We start from the raw sequence: 25,176 nt of genomic DNA on the forward strand, positions 1-25,176 counted from the left end.
TAATATACATTATTCGTAGATTGAGTGTTAAGTAGAGAAGGACAAGAGCTTAATTGGATGCAACAAGCGCCTTATCAGTTACCTGTAAATAAACTGACTACATTATCAAAAAATGTAGTTTTACCCTCTACACTTAATTTAGTCGATCTCGATTTTAAACACTTTGGCGCTAACCAAGAAGCAAAACAGATTATTGAACGTTGGCTAAAAGAAGTACGTTTATCGCAATAAATGGATCACTCTTAGAGCCTGTTCATATTGTATTTAGCTGTGAATTACACAAAAAAAGTGCGGTCAAAATTTTTCACATTTTAACCGCACTTTGTTCTAAATAAGGAAAGATTAAGCCTTATTTAATCGGTTTAATTTTCCAGATTTTCTCTGCGTACTCTAAAATAGTACGGTCAGAAGAGAAGTAACTCATGTTGACAATATTTTGCAATGTACTGTCAATCCATGCATTTTGATCTTGATATTTCGCATCGACTCGTTGTTGCATATCAACATAACTACGGAAATCTGCAAATGCTTGATAATAATCATGATACTGCAATGATTGTAGTAATTGATGATAACGATTTGAGTCTGTCGGTGAGAAGCGGCCCGCAATGATTTGATCCACAACATTACGTAACTCTTCGTCATTCTGATAATACTCAAATGGACGATAACCTTGTCGACGTAGTGCCTCAACCTCTTCTACCGTATTACCAAAAATAAAGATATGTTCTTCGCCGACATTATCTAAAATTTCAACATTAGCACCATCTAAAGTACCAATCGTTAGTGCCCCATTAAGTGCAAATTTCATATTACTCGTACCAGACGCCTCTGTCCCAGCTAATGAAATTTGCTCTGAAATATCGGCTGCTGGAATAATCAATTCAGCCAGACTCACACTATAGTTAGGAATAAATACTAGCTTTAAGCGTCCTTTTAAGCGTTCATCCTTGTTGATTACATTTGCCACATCATTAATCAAATTGATTGTTTGTTTTGCTGCATAATAAGCAGAAGCTGCTTTACCCGCAAGAATAAACACTCGTGGTACCCAATCTTTTTCTGGGTTTTCAATCATCGCATTATAGCGAGCGATGATATGTAGCACATTTAAAATTTGACGTTTATATTCATGGATACGTTTCACTTGTACATCAAATAAAGCATTTGGACTAACCTCAATACCTAATTCATTTTTAATGTAATTTGCTAATCTAACTTTATTATTGTACTTAATTTTCGCCACTGATTTTTTCAATTCAGGATCTTGTACTTTTTCTTTTAACAACGTTAATTGACTCAGATCACGGCGCCATTCTTTACCTATATATTTATCAAATAATGCTGAGAGTTCTGGGTTAGCAACACCGATCCAGCGACGAGGTGTAATACCATTCGTTACATTAGTAAAACGCTCTGGATAAATACGTGCAAAATCAGCAAAAGTCGACGTTACCATTAAGTCAGAATGAATCGCAGCTACACCGTTAACTTTATTTGAGCCGACAACCGATAACCAGCCCATACGAACTTTACGGTGATCCCCTTCTTCAATCAATGAAACACGACGGATGAAATCAGCATCAGTTGTCACATAAGTACGTACATATTCAAGGAAATAATCATTGATTTCGAAAATCATTTGTAAATGGCGTGGTAAAATCTGTGCCATCATTTCTACTGGCCACGTTTCCAACGCTTCAGACATTAACGTGTGGCAGGTATAAGAGAATACGCGACGAGTAATATCCCATGCTTTTTTCCACTCAAAACCTTCCTCGTCGATTAAAATTACCATTAATTCAGGAATCGCTAATGCAGGATGAGTATCATTTAAATGGATAGCGACTTTATCTGCAAAATTTTCCATCGTATTATGAATACGTTTATGGCGATAAATAATATCTTGTAATGAAGCGGAAACTAAGAAATATTCTTGGCGTAAACGTAACTCACGACCACTCCAAGTTGAGTCATCTGGATATAAAACACGAGTAATATTTTTACTTAATGTACGATCTTGTACCGCAGCAAAATAATCACCCTTATTAAAATCGGCTAAATCAAAACGATCACCAGCATAAGCGCCCCATAAACGTAATGTAGCAGCAGAATCATTAGCATAACCAGGAATGATCTGATCATAAGCTAATGCCACAACTTCTTCTTTACTCGTCCAAATGCATTTTTTACCTTCAAAATGAATGCCTCCGCCAAAACGAATAGTATGGCGTTTTGAAGGACGAATAAATTCCCATGGCGCACCTTTATCTAACCAAGCATCAGGTTTTTCAACTTGATGACCATCTTCAATTTCTTGCTTGAACATGCCATACTCATAGCGAATACCATAGCCCACACCAGGTAATGCTAATGTAGCAATTGAGTCCATAAAACAAGCTGCTAAACGACCTAATCCACCATTACCTAATCCTGGATCGACTTCTTTTTCTAAAACGTCTTCAAGGTTCACATTAAGTTCAGATAACGCTTGTTTAGCAATATCGTAGACACCTTCTGCAAGCATTGCATTAGACAATGTACGACCAATTAAGAATTCCATTGATAAGTAGTAAACTCGACGTGTTTCTTCACTTCTCGCTTGACGAGCAGTTGTTATCCAACCCTCAGTTACAAAATCACGTACAGCATATAATGTTGCATTAAGCCAATCACGCTGACTAGCTTCTTTTGGTGAGCGGCCAATTAAAAAAATAAGTTTCGATACAATGGTTTTTTTCAAAGACTCTACTGTAATCTCTGGACGATTATATAAAAACGGAGAGTCGAAGTTATCCATGATCATAGTTATATTACACTCCTAAATGATTTAAAAAACGTTGCAATTTAGTCATTTTTGCACAAAAATGCAACAGTTTTTTTGTTAAAAATCTTAATAAATAAAATTAATACTTAATAGCTCGATAAAATACGTTGGTATAAGTGTTGGTAACCTTTCGCCGAAATTTGCCAACTAAAATCTTGTTCCATCGCAATAGTTCTGACACTAAACCATAAACGCTGCTTCTGCCATAATGCAAATGCATTTACGAGAGCATGACGAAGAGATTCGCCATTTGCATGCTCAAAAACAAAACCTGTTGCAACACGTGTTTTAATATTTTCAGCATTTGAATCAACAACAGTATCAGCAAGCCCTCCTGTGGAGCGTACTAGTGGTAAAGTACCATATTTCAAGCCATATAATTGTGTTAAGCCACAAGGTTCAAAACGGCTTGGCACCAAAATTACATCGCCACCTGCCACCATTAAATGTGAGAGTGCCTCATCATAACCAATCTTCACAGCAATATTCTGTGGATATTGCTCAGCTAAATATTTAATACCTGCTTCTAAATGAGGTGATCCAGAACCAAGTAATGCAAGTTGCCCACCTTGTTTTACAATTTCATCTGCGCTTTCAATCAATAAGTCCACACCTTTTTGTTCGGTTAAGCGTGTAACCATAACAAATAATAAAGCTTCGGGATCTTGCGGCAAATTAAAATATGCTTGTAACGCCTCTTTATTTTTGCGTTTGCCCGTCATAGCTTTTAATTTATAGTGATGTTCAATATAACTATCATTGTTAGGATGCCAAATTTGTTCATCAACGCCATTGAGAATACCCACTAAACGTCCTTGCTGTGCCAATGTATTCAATAAACCTTGTAAACCATAAGCAAACTCAGGGGTTGTAATTTCTTGAGCATAAGTCGGACTGACTGCTGTCACGGCATCAGAATAATATAATCCTGCTTTTAAATAAGAAATTTGCCCGTATAGTTCTAAACCATCAACATGGAACATACTCGCAGGTAACCCTATTTCAAATAGATGATGATAAGAAAATTGCCCCTGATAAGCTAAATTATGAATAGTAAAAACGGATTTTGCAGGACGTCCTTTATTAAATAAATAAGCACTACTTAAGCCCGCATGCCAATCATGAGCGTGTACCACTTCGGCACGCCACCAACTGTCTAGCCCCGTAGCTAATTCAGCCGCAACCCAACCTAATAATGCAAAACGTTTATAATTATCAGCATAATCGTTATACCATTGATCATGATACGGATTGCCTTCTCGTTGATATAAATGTGGCGCATCAATTAAGTAGACCCCCACCCCTTTATATTCGCCATAACGTAAAACGATATGCCCCGCAAAGTTATCAAATTCACTGACAACTACAGTATCTGGAATCCCTGCTATAATAGCTGGATAAGCTGGTAGTACAATGCGAGCATCAATACCAATCTCTTTTTGTGCAAAAGGCAATGCACCCATCACATCAGCTAACCCACCTGTTTTCAATAAAGGATATAATTCCGAGCAAGCATGTAGTACTTTCATTTTGTTACCTTTAAAGTGTCAAATATGTACAAACTATTGGTCGTTTGTATTTCAATATAAAAGGGCGAACACATAGGTCCGCCCTACGTTTATTTAATTCATAATTTGAATCGGTAAAACGTCTCCAAAACTGACCGCACTTTAATCTAAGTGGGATTCTGAAATAACTTTTTCACCGTTCAACTTTTTTAGCATCGATGGCGTAACTAATACAACACCACCAGAACTTACTCTAAAGCGTTGGCGATCAAGTTCAAGATTAACACCGATTTCCATCCCATCTGGGATCACAGAATGGCGATCAATAATACAACGTTTCAATTTACAGTTTTTACCAATTGTGACTTGTGGTAAAACAACACAGTGATCAATTTCTGAATCTTCATCAATTTTAATACGATCAAAAAGAACCGAATAACTAATAGAGGCATCCGTAATAACACACCCACCTGAAATTAGTGAATTATCTACTGGGCGTGCATTTTCTTTTTTATAGAAGAATTTTGATGGATAAGTTTGCACAGGATTTCCACGGATTGGCCAAGTCTGGTCATAAATATCTAATTGTGGATTTTCGCAAACTAAATCAATATTCGACTGCCAGAAGCTATCTAATGTCCCAACATCACGCCAATAAATTTCACCTTCGGTATTACGTCCCATGCAAGAACGGCTGAATGGATGTGCATACAGTACCCCTTCCTCTAACGCTTTTGGTAAAACATCTTTACCAAAATCATGTGAGGTATAAGGTGAAGTCACTTCGCGCTCTAATACATCATATAAATAATCAGCATCAAACACATAAATCCCCATTGAAGCAAGGGAAGTATTTGGTTTACCAACCATAGCTGGTGGATCTTTTGGTTTTTCAACGAAAGACTTCACTTTAAGATTTTCATTCACTGCCATCACACCAAATTCAGAGGCTTTTTCACGTTCAACTTCAATACAGCCAACAGTACATTTTGCACCACTATTAATATGATCTAATAGCATTTGGCTATAATCTTGTTTATAAATATGGTCACCCGCTAAAATTAGAATGTATTTCGGACAATAGTGATCACGAATAATCGCCATGTTTTGATATACTGCATCCGCTGTACCGCGATACCAAGTAGAATCATCAATTTGCTGACGTGCTGGTAACATATCAATAAATTCACCACGTTCTGCTGGTAAAAATGACCAACCATTTTGTAAGTGGCGTAATAAAGAATGTGCTGCATATTGTGTCACGACGCCAATACGATTTAGCCCCGAGTTCAAACAGTTTGATAAAGCAAAATCGATAATACGGCGATTTCCTCCAAAATATAATGCAGGCTTAGCACGTTTATCTGTCAACTCATAAAGGCGCGAACCACGACCGCCCGCAAGAATTAATACGAGCGTATCTTTTACTAGCTCATATTTATTAGGTAATTTAGCAATACTACTATTCATAATGACCTCCATTATTATATGGGTAATGTTGCACAACCTAATATCAACTACCCTTATTTATTGTTTCAACGTCTATTAACTACTTATTTTTTGCAACACACAAAAAGCGATATCCCCCACCTCGACCAAATTATCCTGCATGGCCGTGTTTGCTGCATGATATACAACTTCCCAATCACCTTTTGGCAATAAAAAAGTTTGTAATTCTGTTTTACTATTAATCAAAAATAACCAACGATTATCGAGCATCACTTGTAATGCTTTTACATCTCGATTATGCCAATCTTCAATACTCTTCGACTGACCATTTACATTAAGCCATTGCACATTGTCGCTAGTCCACCACAAATCATTTTTTAAACTTGGAATTTGTTGACGAATTGCAATCGTTTGCTTAGTTAAATCAAATAATGTCTGGTTAAAATCATGCCATTTAAGCCATGTGATTTCATTGTCTTGACAATAAGCATTATTATTACCAAATTGTGAATTACCAAATTCGTCTCCCGCTAATAACATCGGTGTACCATTGGATAATAATAGGCTCATCAATAAACTTATGGCACTTAACATACGAGCATTTTCTATAGCATTTGGGACATTTTCTATACCTTCAACACCATGATTGTAACTATAATTTTCATTCCGACCATCTCGGTTTTCTTCACCATTAGCCCAATTGTGTTTTTGGTTATAACTCACTAAATCACGTAACGTAAAACCATCGTGTGCAGTAATATAATTCACTGAACAATGAGGCTTACGTTCGCCACGTTTAAAAATATCACTTGAACCCGCTAACCGTTCAGCAAAGGCACCATTTTCACCACTTTTCCATAACCAAAAACGTGTCATATCATCACGAAAACGATCATTCCACTCAGCAAAATAATCAGGAAAATGACCAACTTGATACCCAAACTCGCCAATATCCCAAGGCTCAGAAATCAATTTACACTTCTGTAAACTGGGTATAGCAATAATATCAGCAAATAATTGTGCCTGTGGATTAAACCCCCCCAGATTTTCACGCCCTAGTACTGCACCTAGATCAAAACGAAAACCATCGACATGACATTCTTCAACCCAATAACGTAGACAATCTACTACCCAACGACGAGTCATAGGATGAGATAAATTCATCGTATTACCGCAACCCGTCCAATTGCAATAAGCCCCCTTCTCATCTTGCCAGTGGTAAACTTTATCATCGATACCACGCTGGCTAAATGTTGGAAAATGCTTTTCAGATTCAACACTATGGTTAAACACAACATCTAAAATGACTTCAATACCTGCTTGGTGTAATGTCTTTACCATCATTTTAAATTCAGTGAGCGGACTTGAATTAGCTTGTTTTGACCAATATTTTGGTTCCACCGCAAACATCGCTAATGGGCTGTATCCCCAATAATTATGCAGCCCCTTTTCTTGCAAATGCACTTCATCAAGCTGATAGTTTACGGGCAATAATTCTATTGCTGTTACCCCTAATTCTTGCAAATAAGCAATTATATTTGGATGTGCTAATGCCGCATAGCTACCGCGAATCTGTTCTGGTAAATCCCCTCTTAACTGTGTAAACCCTTTTACATTCAGCTCATAAATCACGCTTTTAGCCCAAGGGGTTTGTAATAATTGATCGTTTTCCCAATCAAAGTCATCTTCAATTACTATAGCTTTAGGCGCAATAGCAGCATTATCACGTGAATCAGATAAATCAAACCAAGCACGTTTCTCTGCACTACTTAAATCAGGCTTACCTACCACAGCTTTAGCATAAGGATCCAACATTAACTTATTTGGGTTAGCTAAAGTGCGGTCAGTTTTTCCCGAAATTCGATACCCATACTCTGTTCCTAAAGGTATACCACTTAACCAAATATGCCACACATTGTCTGTTTGTGTCGTCAGTGGAAATGTATACTCTGTACCCTGTTGATCAAACAAACAGAGAGTAACTTCACTTGCCTCGCTAGAAAATAGCGAAAAATTATAACCAACAATGCCCTCTTCTATTTGACATGTACAACCTAATGGGTAAGGCTTTCCTGTTTTAATTATTTTTATATTCATTACAACGAGTGACTACTTTGTTATTGTTTTTTTAGAGACTTCGCCTTCATATTTTAAATAAATCGTTGCCAATGGTGGCACTGATATACAAATAGAGTGCGTTTTTTCATGACTTTGTATTTCTTCACTAGTTACGGTACCAAAGTTACCCACATTCGACCCTTGATAGAATGCGGAATCAGTATTCAATATTTCAATATATTCCCCCGCAATATTAACACCAACTCGATAATCATAACGTGGCACTGGAGTGAAATTACTCACAACAACAATACGTTCACCATTTTTGCTACGACGCTCAAAAGCAAAAACAGAGTTTTGACGATCATCAACCACCAGCCAATCAAATCCTTCAGGATCGTAATCTAATTCAAATAGTGCTGCATTTTGTTGATACACATGATTCAAATCTTTAACTAAAAGCTGTACACCTTGATGCCATTTACCACCAATATTTTCATCTAATAAAAACCAATCCAAACTTTGTTCATAATTCCATTCACGTCCTTGCGCAAACTCATTTCCCATGAACAATAATTTTTTACCTGGATAACCCCACATATAGCCATAATAAGCACGTAAATTTGCAAATTTTTGCCATGCATCACCAGGCATTTTACCAAGCAATGAAGACTTACCATGAACAACTTCATCGTGAGAAAGAGGTAATACAAAGTTTTCACTATATTGATACACCATCCCAAATGTCATTTGATCATGATGATATTGACGATAAACGGGATCTTTTTGCATGTAAGATAGAGTGTCATTCATCCAGCCCATATTCCATTTAAAATGGAATCCTAATCCCCCTTCTTTACTCGGCTTAGTCACTCCAGCAAAAGAAGTCGACTCCTCAGCGATTGCAATTGCACCATTTACTTCCGAATCAATTTTCCAGTTAGTGTGTTTTAAAAACTCGATCGCTTCTAAATTTTCACGTCCACCATATTGATTTGGGATCCATTCACCGTCAGCACGACTATAATCACGATAAATCATCGATGCGACTGCATCTACACGAATACCATCTAAGCCAAAACGTTCTAACCAATAAAGAGCATTACTTGATAAAAAATTACGGACTTCATTACGACCATAATTGTAAATTAATGTATTCCAATCTTGATGATAGCCTTCTTTTGGATCAGCATGTTCATACAAAGCAGTTCCATCAAATGCAGCCAAACCATGCGTATCGCTTGGGAAATGTCCAGGAACCCAGTCTAAAATGACATTAATGCCTGCATCATGCGCCTTATCTATAAGGCGTTTAAGCCCTTCTGCTGTACCAAATCGACTGGTTGGTGAATATAAGCCTAAAGGTTGATACCCCCATGAACCATCAAATGGAAATTCAGATAACGGTAAAAACTCAATATGGGTAAACCCCATTTCTTTCACATAAGGAATTAACTCCTCTGCGATCTGATCATAATCCAACCAAAAATTATTGGCTAAATTGCGACGCCATGAACCTAAATGTACTTCATAAATCGAGATTGGTTGATCTGGTTGATTTGTCTTACGGCGCTTTTCTGTCATCTCAACAATTTCAGGCAAGACACTAATTTGAGATGCTGTATCGGGACGAAGTTGAGAACTAAAAGCATACGGATCTGCTTTTAAACGCAACTGTCCATGACAATCAATTAATTCATATTTATATAATTGACCTAAAGAGGCTTTTGGTAAAAATAATTCCCATACTCCACTCTTCTGATGAAAACGCATTGGATGACGACGCCCATCCCAATAATTAAAATCACCAACAAGAGAAACTCGTCTCGCATTTGGTGCCCACAAACGGAAATTGACTCCTGATACGCCGTCACATTCCATAAAATGTGCGCCTAATACTTCATAAGGACGTAAATGAGATCCTTCACTTAGTAACCAGTTATCCAAGTCTGTTAACATTGGATGAAAGCGATAAGGATCTTCAATAATCTGGGACTCGCCACCCCAAAATACTTGTAATTGATAAGCAAAAAAAGTTCTCGCTTTTGGCACAATCCCTGTAAAAAATCCTCGCTCATCGACACAAGCTAATTCACATACTTCTTTATGAGTTTCGTTATCGATTACAATAACACGATGAGCATCAGGTAAAAGTGCTCGAATTTCAATGCCATTTTCCGTTTCATGCATTCCTAGTACAGAAAATGGATCTGCGTGAGTACCTTCAAAAAACTGATTAATTACTGAATGTGAAACTAATTGAACCATAACAAATCCTCAATTCGCTAATAGATTTATACTGTACGTGCTTGATTAATGGCGGCTAAAAACGCTGTAATGTGGTTATCACTAAACATAGATTCCAATGTGCAAGCAAGCTTTTTACGCCAATTTGGATACTCTGTATTCGTTCCTGGCAAATTAAATGAGATTTCTTGACTCAATAAATTTTCTAATTGCACGCCAATAAGTTGACTACAACTATTAGCTAAATATTGATGTAAGACATAATTTAAATGAGCATGCATTGCCATCGAAAGCGCATCACCTTCATAATGTGCGGGTAGATAGTTATCACGATGTAAAGTATCTAACAACGCCTGTTTATCCACGACTCGTTGTTCATATTTTTGTTGTAAAACTTCTCCCTCTAAAACGCCTAATTGATTAAATAATTGTAAGTCCACACAATGCCAAAAACTTGATAACGAAGGCACATCATGTGTACCAATAGTCGAAAAGGCTTTTAGTGGAAAAGCATTTACTGCGGGATACTCTCTATTTCGTTGTTCGAAGTACAAGACAAAATAAGAAAAAATCTGAAATTCGTTTAATTTTGACCGCACTTCATCAGGCACTGTACCTAAGTCTTCGCCAACTACAAGACATTGATTACGCTGGCTCTCAATCGCTAAAATCGCCATGAGATGATCAAATGGATAATGTACATAAACACCATCAGCCGCCGTTTTACCTTCAGGAATTAACCATAAACGGAATAATCCCATGACATGATCAATACGTAAAATACCAAAGTGCTGCATATTACTGCGTAGCATATCAATAAAAGGTTGGAATCCACATGCTTTGAGCACTGAAGGATTGTAAGGGGGTAAATTCCAATTTTGCCCAACAGGACCTAAAGGATCAGGAGGCGCTCCAACCGATGCATTAACAAAATATAGTTCGGGATCGGACCAAACATCCACACTACCACGAGAACTATTCACAGCTAAATCACCATAAATCCCAAGTTTCATACCAACAGTTTGGCATAGTGCTTTTATTTCATTCAATTGCTCTGTAGCAAGCCATTGCAACCAAGCATAAAACTCAACTTTTTCGTGGTGTTGTTTTAGTAATGCCTTGCGTTTATTCTCTGTCAATTTTTGCCATTCTTGACACCAACCTAACCACCCAATCGTTTGTTCTGTTGGTTCTTGTAAGTGTGATTGACCATCAAGTACATTAAACAACCCTTGTAGTAACAAAGGCTCACCTTGTTGTTTCAAAAAGTGTTGGAACACTTGTCGCCGTTTTACAATATGTACGGACTTACTCCGCTTCGAAAAAGCAAATAATTGCTCAAGAACAGTCAGCTTTAAATGCGTTATTGCTGAATAATCTACTAACTCCGCATAGCGTAATTGCTCAATCTCGCTTTGCATCTCCTCAGAAGCGAACCAATTTTGTATAGTTTTACATAATTTAAATTCAGGTAATGTATGCACCGCTAAATAAATAGGATTTAACCAACGTCTAGACGAAGAACTGTATGGACTCGCCCACTCTGGTACTGTAGGATACATTAAATGCAATGGATTAATACCAATGAAATCAACACCATATTGGCTAGCTTGTTTAATGAGGTAAGTTAAATCTGCAAAATCGCCAATCCCCCAATTTTGTTGTGAACGTAAACTATAAAGCTGTACATTCAATCCCCAAGCTTTCTTTTGCTCTAATACAGGGGGCTGATAGGCAATTTTGGGTGAAACAAGTAAACGAACACAATAATTTTTTCCTGCACTAGAGACAACTAATTGATAGTAACCATAATCTAAAGCTGGCAATTCAATGAATGAAGAAGAAATGGTCGAAGATTGTTCAAACAATGTTTGTCCAGACTCATTCGATACTTGATAAGTAAAAGATTGATTTGATAAGTTTAATGGTGTTACGTCATATTGAATAGGCTTATGCTCAAAAAATACAACGACATCATCATAATAAGAAACTGATTTATTGTGTTTAGTTGGCTGAGTTAATAATTCAGTAAAATATGTCAACGTTTCTGGACTAGCATAAATTAAATTGCCATCAATATCATAATGAGAACTGGCAATACCTTGCTTCTCAGCCTCCTGCCTTAAGTACGTCATATCCATTATTAACTACCTAAACTAGACTAACATTTAGTAGTTATTCTATCCAAGATGAATACAAAGGCAACGATTTTTATTTAAATTAGTGATCTTCGTCAATAATAATTTATTTTCAGTATTTTCAATATCTCAAGACATTTTTATGTTCCAAAAAAAATCTAAAAATGATTGTGATTTTTCTTTTAAAATCAATGTGCTTTATTTTTGTTTAGGAACGCTTTTTGAGTGGCAAGAATTAGAAGTGACAGGGTTATTAATTAAGAGGAATTTACAATAAAAGGGCTAAACGCCCTTTTATATTACTTGTTTAATTGATTTTGAGGCATTAGATTTCACAACAGAGATAAATGTAAATGAATCAGAATCTGTCGATGTATCAGATAATGTTTCATACGTGATTTCAATTGAACACTCTACATTTTTGGGAATCGAAATCGATTGTTGATAAGTATTGATTACGCCCTCGCCAACGACTATTCTTGCTTGAATACTCCGTGATCCAGGTTTATATGTAGTTATTGAGACAAGGTAATCACTATCTTTTCCACCACCACTGCGATTTTCTGTCGACTCATACAATCGTCCAGACACAGAAGATAATGCATCTATGATAAATAACTCTCTATCAACATTAGCACTCTCAACTATGACTTTAACTCTCTTGCGTAAATAATGAATCCTATAACTCGGATTTGAGCCAAAATATTCAGTGCTACTCGTACCAATTCTCTTTGAGCGACAAGTAAAAACTTCTAAGATGTTACCACCAACAATCTGGTTTACTTCTAGATCGCCAGTAAAAGTACCAGTTACCCCCTCAATCCTAGCCCCTTTAATCAAGCCGCCTTCAAATGTGCTAGCTTTTACATTACCACCATTAATATTTGGAGCAGAAATAGTACTATTTGCTTGAATCTTATCTCCGCTAATAGTCCCGTTGGCAATTAAATCACCATCTAAAACTACTTTAGCGCTGCCATCTTCTGTTAAGATAGAAAACGGTGTTTTCAGAGTGCTACTGTTTGGATCGGCAATAATAAATTTATTTGCAGAAATAATCACTTGAGAATCACTACTCTCAGCATCTGCACCAATTGCAATACCTGCGATCGCTTTCTTACCGCTAGCATGATCTTCAACTTTGAGAATGTGCATTGAATTCATTCTTGCTGCATTGCTTTTCCCAGTCTTCTCAATCTTCGTTATCTGTTCAGCAAGTTCCTGTGAAAAAGCATTACTTGAGATTTGACCTTGCAGATACTCAACAAGTTTTGAACCTGAGCTTTCAGAGGTGCCAACGACAGATTCTGTGAACTCTCCCGCATTTCCGTTTGCAGTATCAAGCATGCGTGCCCAGAAATAGTACGTCTCGTTTACCCCAAGTCCGTCAAACGAATAACTGTTTGTCGGATAAGCTAGTGTGACGAGTTTTCTTGCTGTCTCAAAGCGATCCTCTGTATTCGTCCAGATTTCAATCGCGGAATTTGGATTGGCAAAAACTGGATTTTTCCACTGCAGCAGAATTGCAAACACTTTAGAAGCCGTTGTTAATTCAGTCACAGAAAAGCTGATATTAAACGACTTAGTAACCGCCTCTGATAGCTGTCCTTGTTCGTTCTTGGCACGAATTTCTGCAACATATTCTCCATCTGGTAAGCCGATCAGTTTGTAGTTTGGTGATGTTAAATCATCATAGATTTTGTAGAAAGTACCGCCTTTATACAACTTAATCTGATATTTAACCATTGCGCTGTGTTTGACTACGTAGTCAAAACTCAACGATACACCATCACCGTCTGCCTGCACTTCAACATGTTGCACTTTATCAAGCCCAGCTGTAGAAAGTGTTGTTTCACGAGGCTCAAAGACTGCACCATTATCAACGATTGCTTCTTTTTGTGGTTCGTGTTGAAGCGCAACAATCGTATATTGACCCTGCTTGTCTTCGCTTATTGTCAATGCTTTGAATAATTGCACATTGATTTCTTGTGTTGTTAAAGACCAAACACCGAATTCTGCTAAACCAACAGGCTCTAACTCTAACGTCACTTCATTACCATTCACATTCACAATGCGAATATCAGTATGTTTAGCCTCCTGATTAATGTATGTTAAATAACTATTCCCCCATGGCGTAATTTCTCTATCAAGCGTCACCTTTCTACCATTGACAGCTAGTACACGACCACCAATATTTGTATCTGCATAATGGCAATCTGCTACACGAATAATGTCACCGGGAATGTGCATTAAGCCTTCTACACCGACAGTAAATGTGACTGTTTTTGTTTCTAACCTCTCTGTTTCAAGAATCCATTTTCCTGTGCGAAATGCTTGACCACGTGATGTGCAGCCAAACGCCGTCACTTTTTTAATGTTTAAACCATGACGACGAATTAAATCATCATCAGATATGATTTCGATCTTTCTTTCGTAACTATCACTTGCATCAACATATTCAACGTGAATCTCGTTGTGTCGCGCTTTTTGTGCTGAATATTGATAAGTAAACTCACCATCAACAACATTCGCATTTGTATAAGTCCACACCGGATCTGCTGGTCTATCCATCACGACAGTGAATTCTTGTCCGTCCCATACCGGCATTGCTCTAAAAATTGAGCAAATATCACTGATCACATCATATGCTTTACGCTGATCAGTCAGCCAAGCATTACAAGTGAATCGAGGTTCTTTGCCACCGAATCCGTCCGGCACAAGCTGATCGCAATATTGTGCAACTTGGTAAAGCGTCCATTTATCAACATTGAATGAACCCAATCGCCATCCTAAGCCATAGCGCTTATTCGTCATTAAGTCGTACAGCACCCACGCTGGATTATTTGACCAAGCAATTTTAAATGTACCATCCCAAAGCCCTGTATAAGTACGATTCACAGGGTCATAGTTACTCGGCACTTTGATTTTAATTCCGTAAATCTCATAAGTGCGGTTTGGGATTGAACTAAAATATTCAGAATCAAAGCGTACACCAACAATAGCCGTATTCGGGTAAGCAAATTCAGTCTCAATAATTTCTGTATAACTTGCCCAAATAGTGTTGTTTTGTAACCGCTGCGATGTACTATCTGCTGTTACACGCTCAACTTTGATTTTAAATGGAACAACGGGTAAATCATCAAATTCGAATTGTTTAAGATATTGAGAACTATACTTACCATTGATTGAAACTGGGTAGCTCGTTTCTCCAATCGTAATCATTAAGTCTACTTTAGAACCGTAGGTATCGCCTTTATCATTTTGACTAAAAAGCGATTGAACACCAACAGTAAAACGTAAACGACTCACTTTGTTATCCGTCACAGTACGAGTAAGTGGCGTTAATTTTCTTACCTGAGCACCGACTGACACTTCTTTTTCAGATGTATTGAAACCTTCCATTATTGCTTGGTCTTGTGTTCCAATTCGCCCTTGCGCATCCACGTTTTTAAAATTGTAGCTATCATCACTTGCTTGAATTGGCGTTTTATCCAAGTATACGGATTTAACACCATCCACTAAGCCTTGAATCTCACCCTCAGATATAATTTCTACAATCTTGACAAACTGTTTAGAACGCCCACTTTCTGGAGCTTCATAAGGCGTATGTCCACCACCACCTTTTTTTCCACCCATAACTTACCCCTTCAAAAATCCTACGTCTTTATTTTTACTTACAATATCTACATCGATAGTTTCTACCCCCTGAGAAATTACCATTGACCCACAGAGCATACGTCCATAAGCAAGTGGTACTATTCTCCCTTGTGCGACCATATTCGAAAGATTAGAAAATGAAGTAGATCGTTTTTTTTCTGTATCATTCCCTATACCTTGCATTTCTGGTGGTTTAGTCAACATTTGAGCAACACCACCAAGAGTAAGCGCAGCCCCCATACCGAATACCACGAGCCCTCCAAATAAGCCTGCACCTGGCACAAATATCGATGCGGCCATTAAAGCAGCTCCAAGAATCACATTAAATACACCGCCACGCTTTGAACCTTTTAGAACTGGCGTTAAATGAATCGTCATTCCTTCTTTTAGTTTGTAATACAAGCCCTTTTCCAAAAATCGATTGTCGATATATTCTTTGCCGATTCTTAGCGTGAAATAGCCTTTTTGAATAAATTCTCTTAGCTTCGGAATTTGTGTTGTGAGTGCTTTTATAGCTTCTGATGCGTTCTCGATATCTAGTTTGAATGCAGTTCCAAACTGTCTAAGACTGCCGTAAAATTTAACGTTGACCATTGTTTGAATCTCCAGATTGAATGTGTATGTTTAAGCCAGTATCCATCATATAGATCGCGCTTAGATAAACGTTTAGGGCTATGATGTAATACTTGCTGATTCCCGATATAGATCGCCGCGTGATTCGGCACATCTGCCCCAACTTGCATTAGAATCACATCGCCAATTTGCACTAAACTTTCATCTCTCACACGCTCAAAACCGTGCCTTTCCATGTTATCTAGATACAGATTCTGACCGTCTTCCCACCAAAAATCGTCACGTTCAAAATTCGGGAAATCAACTCCAGCAAGTCGATAGAAATCACGAAAAAGTGTGTAACAATCGATTTCACCATGAATAAAATCACGTCCCAGAAGATGCGGAATGACAGGGAATTCGTGAATCTCGTCATGACAAACAAGCCAGAAATCAAGATTTGAGAACATCTGTGTTTGACGATCCATTGTTGATAAAAGCGGCTCACCCTTTGGGTGTGAATGAACAAGTGCTACGATTCCGTCGTACTCGCTCGCTTTTAAGAAATCATCTGCTGAAATTTCAAAGTGATTCTCTTTATCTTCAGCAATGTTTTCACAAGCGATAAAGATTTTTTCTTGACCATCAAAAACAACAAAGCCGCACATTTCGTACGGCTCACATTGTTTTGCATAGTCGATTATTTGTTGTTTTAACATTGCTACCTCAATTTATTTACGGAAACAAATCCACCATAATTTCGCGTATTTTTTCTCAATGCGCACCCAGTTATTAAGCAACTACACTTATCTTTTTTCGGATCGCGAGTGGGATTATCTTTTTCGTCAGCCACTGGTGGACCTGTATAACCGCACTCTGCAGAGCGATACAGCCAGCCACAGTGAATTCCGATTGTTCGAGAAGAAATCAACGCATTGTCCGTTTCTGTCGGCAGTGCCAACGTGAATACTGCGATGTCGCGTTTTAACGTAGAAAGTTGCTCAATTACATAGAATGTTAAAACACCTTGCGTTGAATCTGCTTTATCATTGCCATCTTTAAAATTCACTGCGTCAAGATATTGTACATAGACTTGCCAACGCCGAACGATACCGCCTAAGCACTGATCAAAGCGATTCACAATACCATTGACGAATCCGTTAAAATTCGCCAGTGTCAATTGTGGGCGATTTGATGGACCTTGACCAGACATTGAAAAGCCCGTCGCGTTTGCACCGAAGGGTTGATAAATATTACCCTGCCACACAATCGGATTGAACATTTCATTCGTTCCCGCATAGAATCGATACAATTCACCATTCATGCCGTTTTTATCTTTTAGACTGCGCAAATCTACTTCATACAGTTCTATCATTGCGTTTTGCTCTAGCTTTGAAAGCTCAAGCTTCATCTCTGCACTCATTAGTTGTGGCATGATTGACCTCATTCCAAATTAGAAAACGCCGCTGGATATTGGCGGCGTTTAACTTCTGACTCATAGGCGGTTTTACAATGCTCCTTTTCCCAAAAGAACAGTTTTTCGATTACTGTATAAATAATCTTCCATTTTATTTTAGGATTCTTAGTAAGTATTGCACCTCGATAAGCTCGACTACTTAATGTTTCATCTGCACTACCAAGCATAATGGCATTAAAAAGCTGATCGATGGCAACTAAAACATGATATAACCAGTGTTTAAACTTGTTCATAGTTTGCGCTCCATCCTGTAGAGAAATTGTAATCAAGCGGATTTGTTGATTTCATCATTTCAATACGATGTTTTTCTGCATTAACATGATCGGCATTTTCAGTAACAACCATTTGTAAGAAAATTTCATCAAGTAAAGTGCGGTTCATTTTTACAAATGTATTATCTGCACATTTCCAATCTATCTCGTTAATTTTATCGATAACCTTATCTAAACCGAGATACTTCGTTTTTTCTTCTTCGCCAGTCTGGAACCATTTACCTACACGCTCAATATAGACACCACCTAAACCATTTTTATAGCGTTTTTCTTTAATTTTTTCCCAAACCTCATTTTGCTGCTCTGCGAGTTTAGCTTCATCAATAATCCACTTTTCACCATCCCATTTTTGCAATGTTGATTCTGGCTTACTCACTAATTTAAACTCACCATTACACTCAACTATGCAATGTGTATTGAGTATTGATTCATTCTCAATTTCAAGATCAAGCTCAATAAAGTCATCTATATTTTTTGGTTTAGGAAAGATTTGATATTGATTTAAATCACTTTTTAAAAAATAGATTTTCATAAGACCCTCAAATAATATATATAGATTTCAGGTATCTGCCACCTGTTTCTGATATGCGCATACTTGTACCAGAGGTATTAAGTTCGAATTTAAGTTGCCTAACATCAGTCCACGCGTGATACCATATGACAGAAAGGAACGATATACTCCCATCTGTTTTGTTTTCGATGTTAAACGCATTAAAACTCACAACCTCAACTAAATTATTATCTGTTAGAGTGTGACTTTGACCATGCTGCATGAGAACGATAACAGTCTTGCCTAATACATTCTTACTTAATGTAATATCCCCAGAGTTCACGTTGCCCGCCCAAACTCGCTCAGGTTGTGCTTGTAAAGATTCGTATACATAATTGTACAACTCACCAACAGCATACTCACTAACTGGAACATTTCTTCTATTACCGTTGTATGAGTTAGATATCTCTCCTTCATAACCTGCGGGACCACGAGGTCCTATTGGTCCTTGCTTCCCTTGAGGCCCAGTGGACCCTCGAGGTCCAATATCACCTTTAGGTCCTTTTATATTTATTGAGCTTGGATTGGGTAAATTACCATCATTAGTCCAGCTTAATATTCCTGCACTAGATAAACTCGGTGTAAATGTATATCCATTACGACCATCTGAACCAGAGGGACCCGTAATACCATCACGCCCTGCCGGTCCTCGTTCTCCTATTGGTCCTTGAGGACCTGGATCACCTTTATCTCCTTTTATCCCTCTAACAGTTTGTATGGTTTGTTCAAGCTCTTTGATTTTATTCAGCACATTAAGCAGCTTTTCACTCACTGCTTGCGCAAAATCAATTAGTCTTTTATTTAAATTAGCCATTAAATTGCTCCAATTTTTTATCCAAGATAGCGACTAAATCTGGTACATCACCGATGGCACATTCTCCCGACGATGATTGAGAGACTTTTGTGTCTGCCACTTCTTTAAATGCACAAGTGAATTCTGTATAAGTAATACCAACTTTAGCTGGCCATTGTGTACAGACGACTTTCTTTTTCTCTTTAGATATCGGGTCGATAAAATAAAAAGGCTCAACACCTTTATGCTGAGCCAAAAACTTATCAACTTCTATCGCTTCACTTCGCCTTACTTTGACAACAACCGAAAATGTACGTAACAGATTATTTATTCCAGCCACTTGTCGCTGTGTATAACCATCGCCAAAATCCCGTTCATAAATTTTAGGTGCATTGTCCATACTTAATTCTGGACGCACACACCACTTAAATTCTTGAATCATGAAAAAGCCCCTCCTGGTCTAAAGTTAGTTTGAATCATTTCACTTGCTTCTTGTTTTGCTATATTGCGTACGAGTTCGATTGTCAACTCAAGCTGTCCGCCTTTTTGTTTAGTTGAAACATTAGCTTGTGCTGGTTCACCATTGTTGATGACTTTCACAGAAATATTTGGCGTGCTTGATTGAAATGAAGAAGTCGGCAGGCGTGGAACAGATACGCCACCACCACTAGAAAAGCCACGTTTTCCATAGTTTAAGTAATTGAGATAATCCAAACCAAGACGTGCTGTCGCTTCTTTTGTGATAACATATTCCCCTCTGTGAACAATCCCAGCAGGTTGATACTTGCCTCCGTCGCCCGTATAGCCACCGCTGGAAAATCCTACACTCGAAATTTGCGAGATAACATTCACACCCGCTGCTGCAACAGCAGCCATGTTGGCAAATTTTTGTGCTGGCGTAAGGGAATCAGGAGCAGCCATTGCCTGAGCGATAGCTTGTGATAATTTCACAGTTGCCTCAGCAATCGCAAATGCTTTACTTACTGCGAACATTGCTTTATATGCAGATGATTGTTTACCTGCTGATTGCTCTACCATTGAAGCAAGATTGCCAAAAGCTCCCCCTAGATCATTTAAACCAGCAGCATATGTACTCATTTCTTTCTGAAACTGATCATTTTTATAACGGTCTTTAATTTCTTGAATCCGTGCTTGATGCTCTTCCTCAAGACCCTCTTTATTCGCATAGAACGCATTAATCAACGCAATTTCTTCCGCTTGTTTATTCGCTAAATCTTGATTCGGGTCAAACTGCCCCCTTAACTTAGCTAGTGGATCTACTGCGTTCTGTGCCATTCCCTGAGCGTAATTCAAAGTCACCGCATTTACCGCACGTTGCGCTTGTTGGAGTGTTAACTCGTTTGCTTGTTGAAGTTCACGAATGACAGCGATGTCTTCCTCAAGTTTAGCTTTTAAACCGACTTCTGGCGCATACTGTGAAGCAAGTTCAAGACGTTGCTTAGCAAAACGTTGAGTAATCGCAAGTTTAGCTGTTTCATATTCTTGATGTGAAACAATCCCTTTCTTGTTATATTCCTCTAAACGTTGAAACATCCTTGCTTGTTCAAGCACTATTTCACCCAAAGTTGAACTACTTTTTTGTCGCAATTCATCATAGAAATTTAGCCAGTTTTGGCGAGTTCTTTCGCCCTTTGATTGACTTTGGGCTAAATTTTGAGCTAAAAACTCTTTCTCTTTCTGCGCTAGAATTGCTTTTTTATCCTCATCGCTATAATGATCACCAAGGTTAAGCACATAATCCTGAGCCTGTAATTTAGATTTTTTATATGGGTCTTTCTCTCCTGTTATTTCAGAACGACGCTTTGATTGCTCAATTAATTTTTTAGCACCTTCACTTAATTTAGGCGTAGTATCTAAACCTATGTTAATTCCATTAAGTTTTTGAAACTCAATGACAAGTCCAGTCACTGTACCTGTTAATTTTGCTATCTGACTGACAGTGTCTTTCGATTTTTCACCAAACTCCTTAATTTTCTCAATCGCTATTACAGTTGAATCTATTAATGGTGTAAGTTGTTGAGTATATAACTCTTGTTTATTATTTAATTCTGTTTGAATGTCTGTCGCGGTTTGGTTTGCTGAATTAAGCTTTAACTGTTGTTCTCTTAATTCTTGTTTCTTAATAACGGACTTTCTTTCTAATTCAACAATGCGAGCTGTATTATCAATGATTTTCTGATAACCCTGATAGCCAGTCTGGACAACCTTTCCGTGTTGTTCTTTCGCTTTTTCTAATTCTAAATTTAAATTTTCGTACTCTTTTGTTAACTTTAAAACTTCATTTTTTTGTTCATCAATACCTTGTGCTACTTTTGCCGCTGTTGCTTGAAGGGTAGCACTATCCATTTTCTTTAAAGCTTCGGTCGTTAAATCAAGATTATTAGCAAATTCTAATGCTTCTTTTTTAGCTTGTTCCGCTTTCTGATACCACTCATACATCGCTGAACCCGCTATTGAAGCAGCTAAAGCTAACGCGCCCCAAGGTCCCCCAAGAAAAGCAAGAGCTTTACCCAAAACACTAGCAGAACGTCTTGCCGCAGCTAATTTTGTTGTAGCGGTTGCTTGTGCCTCAATTAAAGCCGTTTCTCGTAGAGTTTGAGCTTGCATTTCGGCACTTAACGCTATTCTCAATTCTTCTGTTCTTGCAAGATTAATCTTAGCTTGTAAACTTGCAATATAAGTTTGTGTGGCTTTTAGTTCCGTTGCAATTTGAGCCTGTTCTGCTTTTGTTAGCCAAATAGTCTTTTGTGCGAGTTCACTTACTGCTTGTGCTTTATCAAAAGCCTCTTTTGCTTTTGGACCAAACTTAATTAAGGCAAAAGTAGATGCCGTTGTTACTGCTGATGTAGCCAAAAAATCAAAATTCTTAGCTAAAAAATCAATGCTTTTTGCAAGCCCTGATGTTACACCAATAGTATTATTAGCTTCACCAATCCACTTTGTTGCTGAGGTATTTAAATTTTCTAATGCACTTGATACCGTTAAAATTCGTGTACTAAACTGAGTGTCTACACTTGATTTAGCCTTTTCTAAAGCCTTAACTAAAATATCACCCGTTAATTTACCGTCATTCGCCATTTGACGAAGTTCGCCTGTCGTCACACCTAACCCTCTAGCAATAGCTTGTGCTAAACCTGGCGTTTGCTCCATTACTGAATTAAATTCTTGACCACGAAAAACACCTGATGCTAAAGATTGACCAAATTGCATTAATGCTGCTTGGGCTGCTGCCGAACTTGCCCCAGAAATAGCTACTGCTTTTGATACTGTTTCTGTTAAACTTGCGACCTGACTTTGTGAAATCCCTAATTGTTGAGCATTTTGAGCAAATCGTTGGTAAACACTAGAAGTTGCATCCACACTTTGTGCCGTCTTTAATGAAATATCAAATACAGATTGCAATGCTCTAGAACTATTAATTCCCTGTTCTTCAACCAAGCGTAGTTTATTGCCAATATTAGTATAAACATCCGCTTGACGAATAAACGCTTGTGCTCCACTTCCTAAATATCTTCCGATCCCCGCAGAAATAGCAATATTTGAATTGCGATTCAAATTCTTAGCAGCTTGTTCAATATTATTTAAATATTGTGTTGTCCGTTCTGAGAATTGTTTTGCTTTTCTCTGGGCTTTTTCTAGATTGCTTTGGAATTTAGCTTGTTCTAGTGCTAAATGGATATGTAAATAACTTAATGTTCCAGACATAAATTTTCTCCATAAAAAAAGCTCACCGAAGTGAGCTTTAATTCAAAATTAACTTATTTAGTATTCATTTTTAAAAAATACTTTATGAAAAATCTCTTTACGTTTTCCTTTAGGCGCAAATAGACAGATACCTAGTGCCACTATCGCCCAAAGAAAAATAAAGCTACCGCCTATAAATAAAATGAGAAGTTGATCTGTAAATAAAGAGTACACAATCATGCCAATAGAAATCAAGGAAATGAAAAAAACAATTCCCCATGCTGACGTATTGATAATTTTCATTAAACTATTTAATACTGAATTCAACATATTTCACCTCCTTATTTACCTTCAAACATAACAAAAATAGTCTATTTTTTCAACCGCACTATAAAAAGTGCGGTCGTTTTTTCAGTGAGTTTTATGCTCTTACTCCAGTTAAATTTCTCTTATCAATAATCTTCTCTGCTAAATCTAACCAATGGATACATTGTGCTTGGCAATCATAGGCTAAGCCTGTGAGCTTAGGTCTTCCGTATTCTGCGCCTAATAATTTCAACAAGGAATCCAATAAAATACTCACTTCATATCCTAATTGTCGCCCACGTTGTCCGTGTTTATATAAAGAATAAAACACATTGTAAGGCACGACAATTTCATCTTCTTTCACTTTTGGCGATGTGTCTGTTATGAGCTCGCCCTCTAAAACGATCTTGTGAATATACTCAACCGCCATAGGAATCTGTTCTGGTGTCAGTTCATCAATATGTTGCACATTAAAGCGTTGATGAATGAGTGAATAAGCATCTGAATAGATTAAACCTTTTTTACTGACCAACTGGCTAACAGCTTGTCTTAGTCCTGTTCTTTCGTCTGTGGTTGTTTTTCTTTCTGCTTTGCCGTGATACCAATAGTTATAAAGTGCCTCGAAACATTCTTCTTGGTATTGGATTACTTTTTCTTTTAAATCTGACCGCACTTTTTCAGGATTAATGCTAAATAACCAGCCATTGAGTTTTTTAAGTGGCATACAGAGCATTTCATAAGTCTTGCCATCAGATCCAGTTGAGTTCATATGAACCCAACTGAATTTTTCTTTTTGTTCAATGAGTTTTCTCTTTTGAGTTCCCCAAGATAAGCCTAATGCTTCAACGATTGGTTTAACCGCTGTATAGATTACATCATCGACTTTTAAAGTAATTAATTGAGAGCCATAAAAAGAGATGGTTTGAGTTGAGATTTGATTAGACATAATTGTCTCCTACTTGTTTTTTCGAAGTTTAGATAACCCTAGAATTAGGGTGCCAAGAGGTTCGAAAACCGCAAGTAGTCGGTCGGAGTTATTTCCTTTTCAGGTATTGTATTCCTCGCCCTCTCGGCATAGATGAATTTTGGGTATGCGTAATCAAAATTCTTGAGAGAAAGAAACAGATCACAAATTTTACGCATAAAAAAACCGCTATGCTATCGGGTGCGGATTACCGCTACTTGCTTATAAGGTTTCGACGCCTTGAGAGTGATAGTAAGGTAAAATGGATATGTTGTCAATTATGAGAAATAAAGTTTCTTACTGTTCAGATGTAATTGTAAGGCTTTGTAACACTCTTTTTTGTATGTAATCAATAAATCTCGGATTTCGGGTTTAACACGTTTTACATCAATACCGAACAACCATCCATTTAAGTAATCAATTGGAAGACAAAGCATTTGTTGATCACCACTATTCGTAGGTGCGGTTATGATAACCGTACCTTGACTTAACACCTCATCACGTTGAATACGTTGACGTTGCCCATCCCAATTTAAGCCAATATTCTCGCAGATTGGTTTCATTGCAACATAGCAAATACTGTTGTGTTCAAAAGTGGAAAGTGGTTGATTGTGGAAGTTGATAGTTTGAATTTGAGCTGTCATTTTGAGTTTCCTTTTGAGAGAAGTACCCT

19 protein-coding genes are annotated in these 25,176 nt (G+C 37.6%); 1 reads left to right on the forward strand and 18 read right to left on the reverse strand.

Going from position 1 to position 25,176, the window contains the following annotated elements; genetic code table 11:
* Positions 1-57 precede the first annotated feature (57 nt).
* Positions 58-231: a hypothetical protein gene (locus tag DYE19_RS11240; RefSeq protein ID WP_167409467.1), complete on the forward strand. Its 174-nt coding sequence runs from the start codon at positions 58-60 to the stop codon at positions 229-231.
* Positions 232-349: 118 nt separating this feature from the next.
* Here DYE19_RS11240 and glgP read toward each other — a convergent pair whose 3' ends face one another.
* The 18 genes from glgP to DYE19_RS04320 form a co-directional block, all read right to left on the reverse strand.
* Entirely contained in the window at positions 350-2,806 is a 2,457-nt protein-coding gene (gene glgP / locus DYE19_RS04235) for a glycogen/starch/alpha-glucan family phosphorylase (protein WP_115322728.1), read from the reverse strand.
* Positions 2,807-2,913: 107 nt separating this feature from the next.
* Positions 2,914-4,356 (reverse strand): glycogen synthase GlgA, encoded by a 1,443-nt coding sequence (glgA, locus tag DYE19_RS04240; protein ID WP_115322253.1) that lies wholly within the window; start codon positions 4,354-4,356, stop codon positions 2,914-2,916.
* A 141-nt stretch (positions 4,357-4,497) separates the two neighbouring features.
* Complete coding sequence (glgC, locus tag DYE19_RS04245) at positions 4,498-5,805, reverse strand: glucose-1-phosphate adenylyltransferase (RefSeq protein WP_049214490.1); 1,308 nt, start codon at positions 5,803-5,805, stop codon at positions 4,498-4,500.
* A gap of 75 nt (positions 5,806-5,880) precedes the next feature.
* Positions 5,881-7,881 carry a glycogen debranching protein GlgX gene (gene glgX, locus DYE19_RS04250; RefSeq protein WP_115322729.1) on the reverse strand — a complete coding sequence of 667 codons (2,001 nt, stop codon included), beginning with the start codon at positions 7,879-7,881 and terminating at the stop codon, positions 5,881-5,883.
* Positions 7,882-7,893: 12 nt separating this feature from the next.
* The gene (gene glgB, locus DYE19_RS04255; RefSeq protein WP_115322730.1) at positions 7,894-10,110 is read right to left on the reverse strand and encodes a 1,4-alpha-glucan branching protein GlgB; all 2,217 of its coding nucleotides are present in this window, start codon (positions 10,108-10,110) and stop codon (positions 7,894-7,896) included.
* A gap of 26 nt (positions 10,111-10,136) precedes the next feature.
* The gene (malQ, locus tag DYE19_RS04260; RefSeq protein WP_115322731.1) at positions 10,137-12,230 is read right to left on the reverse strand and encodes a 4-alpha-glucanotransferase; all 2,094 of its coding nucleotides are present in this window, start codon (positions 12,228-12,230) and stop codon (positions 10,137-10,139) included.
* Positions 12,231-12,521: 291 nt separating this feature from the next.
* Complete coding sequence (locus DYE19_RS04265) at positions 12,522-15,863, reverse strand: TipJ family phage tail tip protein (RefSeq protein WP_115322732.1); 3,342 nt, start codon at positions 15,861-15,863, stop codon at positions 12,522-12,524.
* Between the two features lie 3 nt (positions 15,864-15,866).
* Positions 15,867-16,478 (reverse strand): tail assembly protein, encoded by a 612-nt coding sequence (locus DYE19_RS04270; protein WP_115322733.1) that lies wholly within the window; start codon positions 16,476-16,478, stop codon positions 15,867-15,869.
* Entirely contained in the window at positions 16,421-17,155 is a 735-nt protein-coding gene (locus tag DYE19_RS04275) for a C40 family peptidase (protein WP_115322734.1), read from the reverse strand. Before DYE19_RS04275 ends, DYE19_RS04270 begins: the two co-directional genes overlap by 58 nt.
* A 2-nt stretch (positions 17,156-17,157) precedes the next feature.
* Positions 17,158-17,871, reverse strand: coding sequence for a phage minor tail protein L (locus DYE19_RS04280; RefSeq protein WP_115322735.1), 714 nt, complete (start codon positions 17,869-17,871; stop codon positions 17,158-17,160).
* A gap of 8 nt (positions 17,872-17,879) precedes the next feature.
* A complete protein-coding gene (locus DYE19_RS04285; RefSeq protein WP_115322736.1) occupies positions 17,880-18,146 on the reverse strand; it encodes a DNA helicase UvrD in 267 nt (88 codons plus the stop codon).
* A complete protein-coding gene (locus DYE19_RS04290) occupies positions 18,133-18,717 on the reverse strand; it encodes a DUF4376 domain-containing protein (RefSeq protein WP_115322737.1) in 585 nt (194 codons plus the stop codon). Before DYE19_RS04290 ends, DYE19_RS04285 begins: the two co-directional genes overlap by 14 nt.
* 7 nt (positions 18,718-18,724) lie before the next feature.
* Positions 18,725-19,486: a collagen-like protein gene (locus DYE19_RS04295; protein WP_167409468.1), complete on the reverse strand. Its 762-nt coding sequence runs from the start codon at positions 19,484-19,486 to the stop codon at positions 18,725-18,727.
* A 55-nt stretch (positions 19,487-19,541) separates the two neighbouring features.
* A complete protein-coding gene (locus DYE19_RS04300; RefSeq protein ID WP_226690816.1) occupies positions 19,542-19,970 on the reverse strand; it encodes a phage tail protein in 429 nt (142 codons plus the stop codon).
* Positions 19,967-23,254, reverse strand: coding sequence for a tape measure protein (locus DYE19_RS04305; RefSeq protein WP_115322739.1), 3,288 nt, complete (start codon positions 23,252-23,254; stop codon positions 19,967-19,969). Before DYE19_RS04305 ends, DYE19_RS04300 begins: the two co-directional genes overlap by 4 nt.
* Positions 23,255-23,311: 57 nt before the next feature.
* On the reverse strand, positions 23,312-23,563 hold the full coding sequence (locus DYE19_RS04310) for a hypothetical protein (RefSeq protein ID WP_115322740.1): 252 nt from the start codon (positions 23,561-23,563) through the stop codon (positions 23,312-23,314).
* Positions 23,564-23,654: 91 nt separating this feature from the next.
* Entirely contained in the window at positions 23,655-24,485 is an 831-nt protein-coding gene (locus DYE19_RS04315; RefSeq protein WP_115322741.1) for a phage antirepressor N-terminal domain-containing protein, read from the reverse strand.
* Positions 24,486-24,781: 296 nt separating this feature from the next.
* On the reverse strand, positions 24,782-25,147 hold the full coding sequence (locus DYE19_RS04320) for a phage antirepressor N-terminal domain-containing protein (protein WP_438361429.1): 366 nt from the start codon (positions 25,145-25,147) through the stop codon (positions 24,782-24,784).
* Positions 25,148-25,176: the final 29 nt, after the last annotated feature.

The sequence above is a fragment of the Pasteurella canis genome (genome assembly GCF_900454865.1).
GTDB classification, from domain to species: Bacteria; Pseudomonadota; Gammaproteobacteria; order Enterobacterales; family Pasteurellaceae; genus Pasteurella; species Pasteurella canis.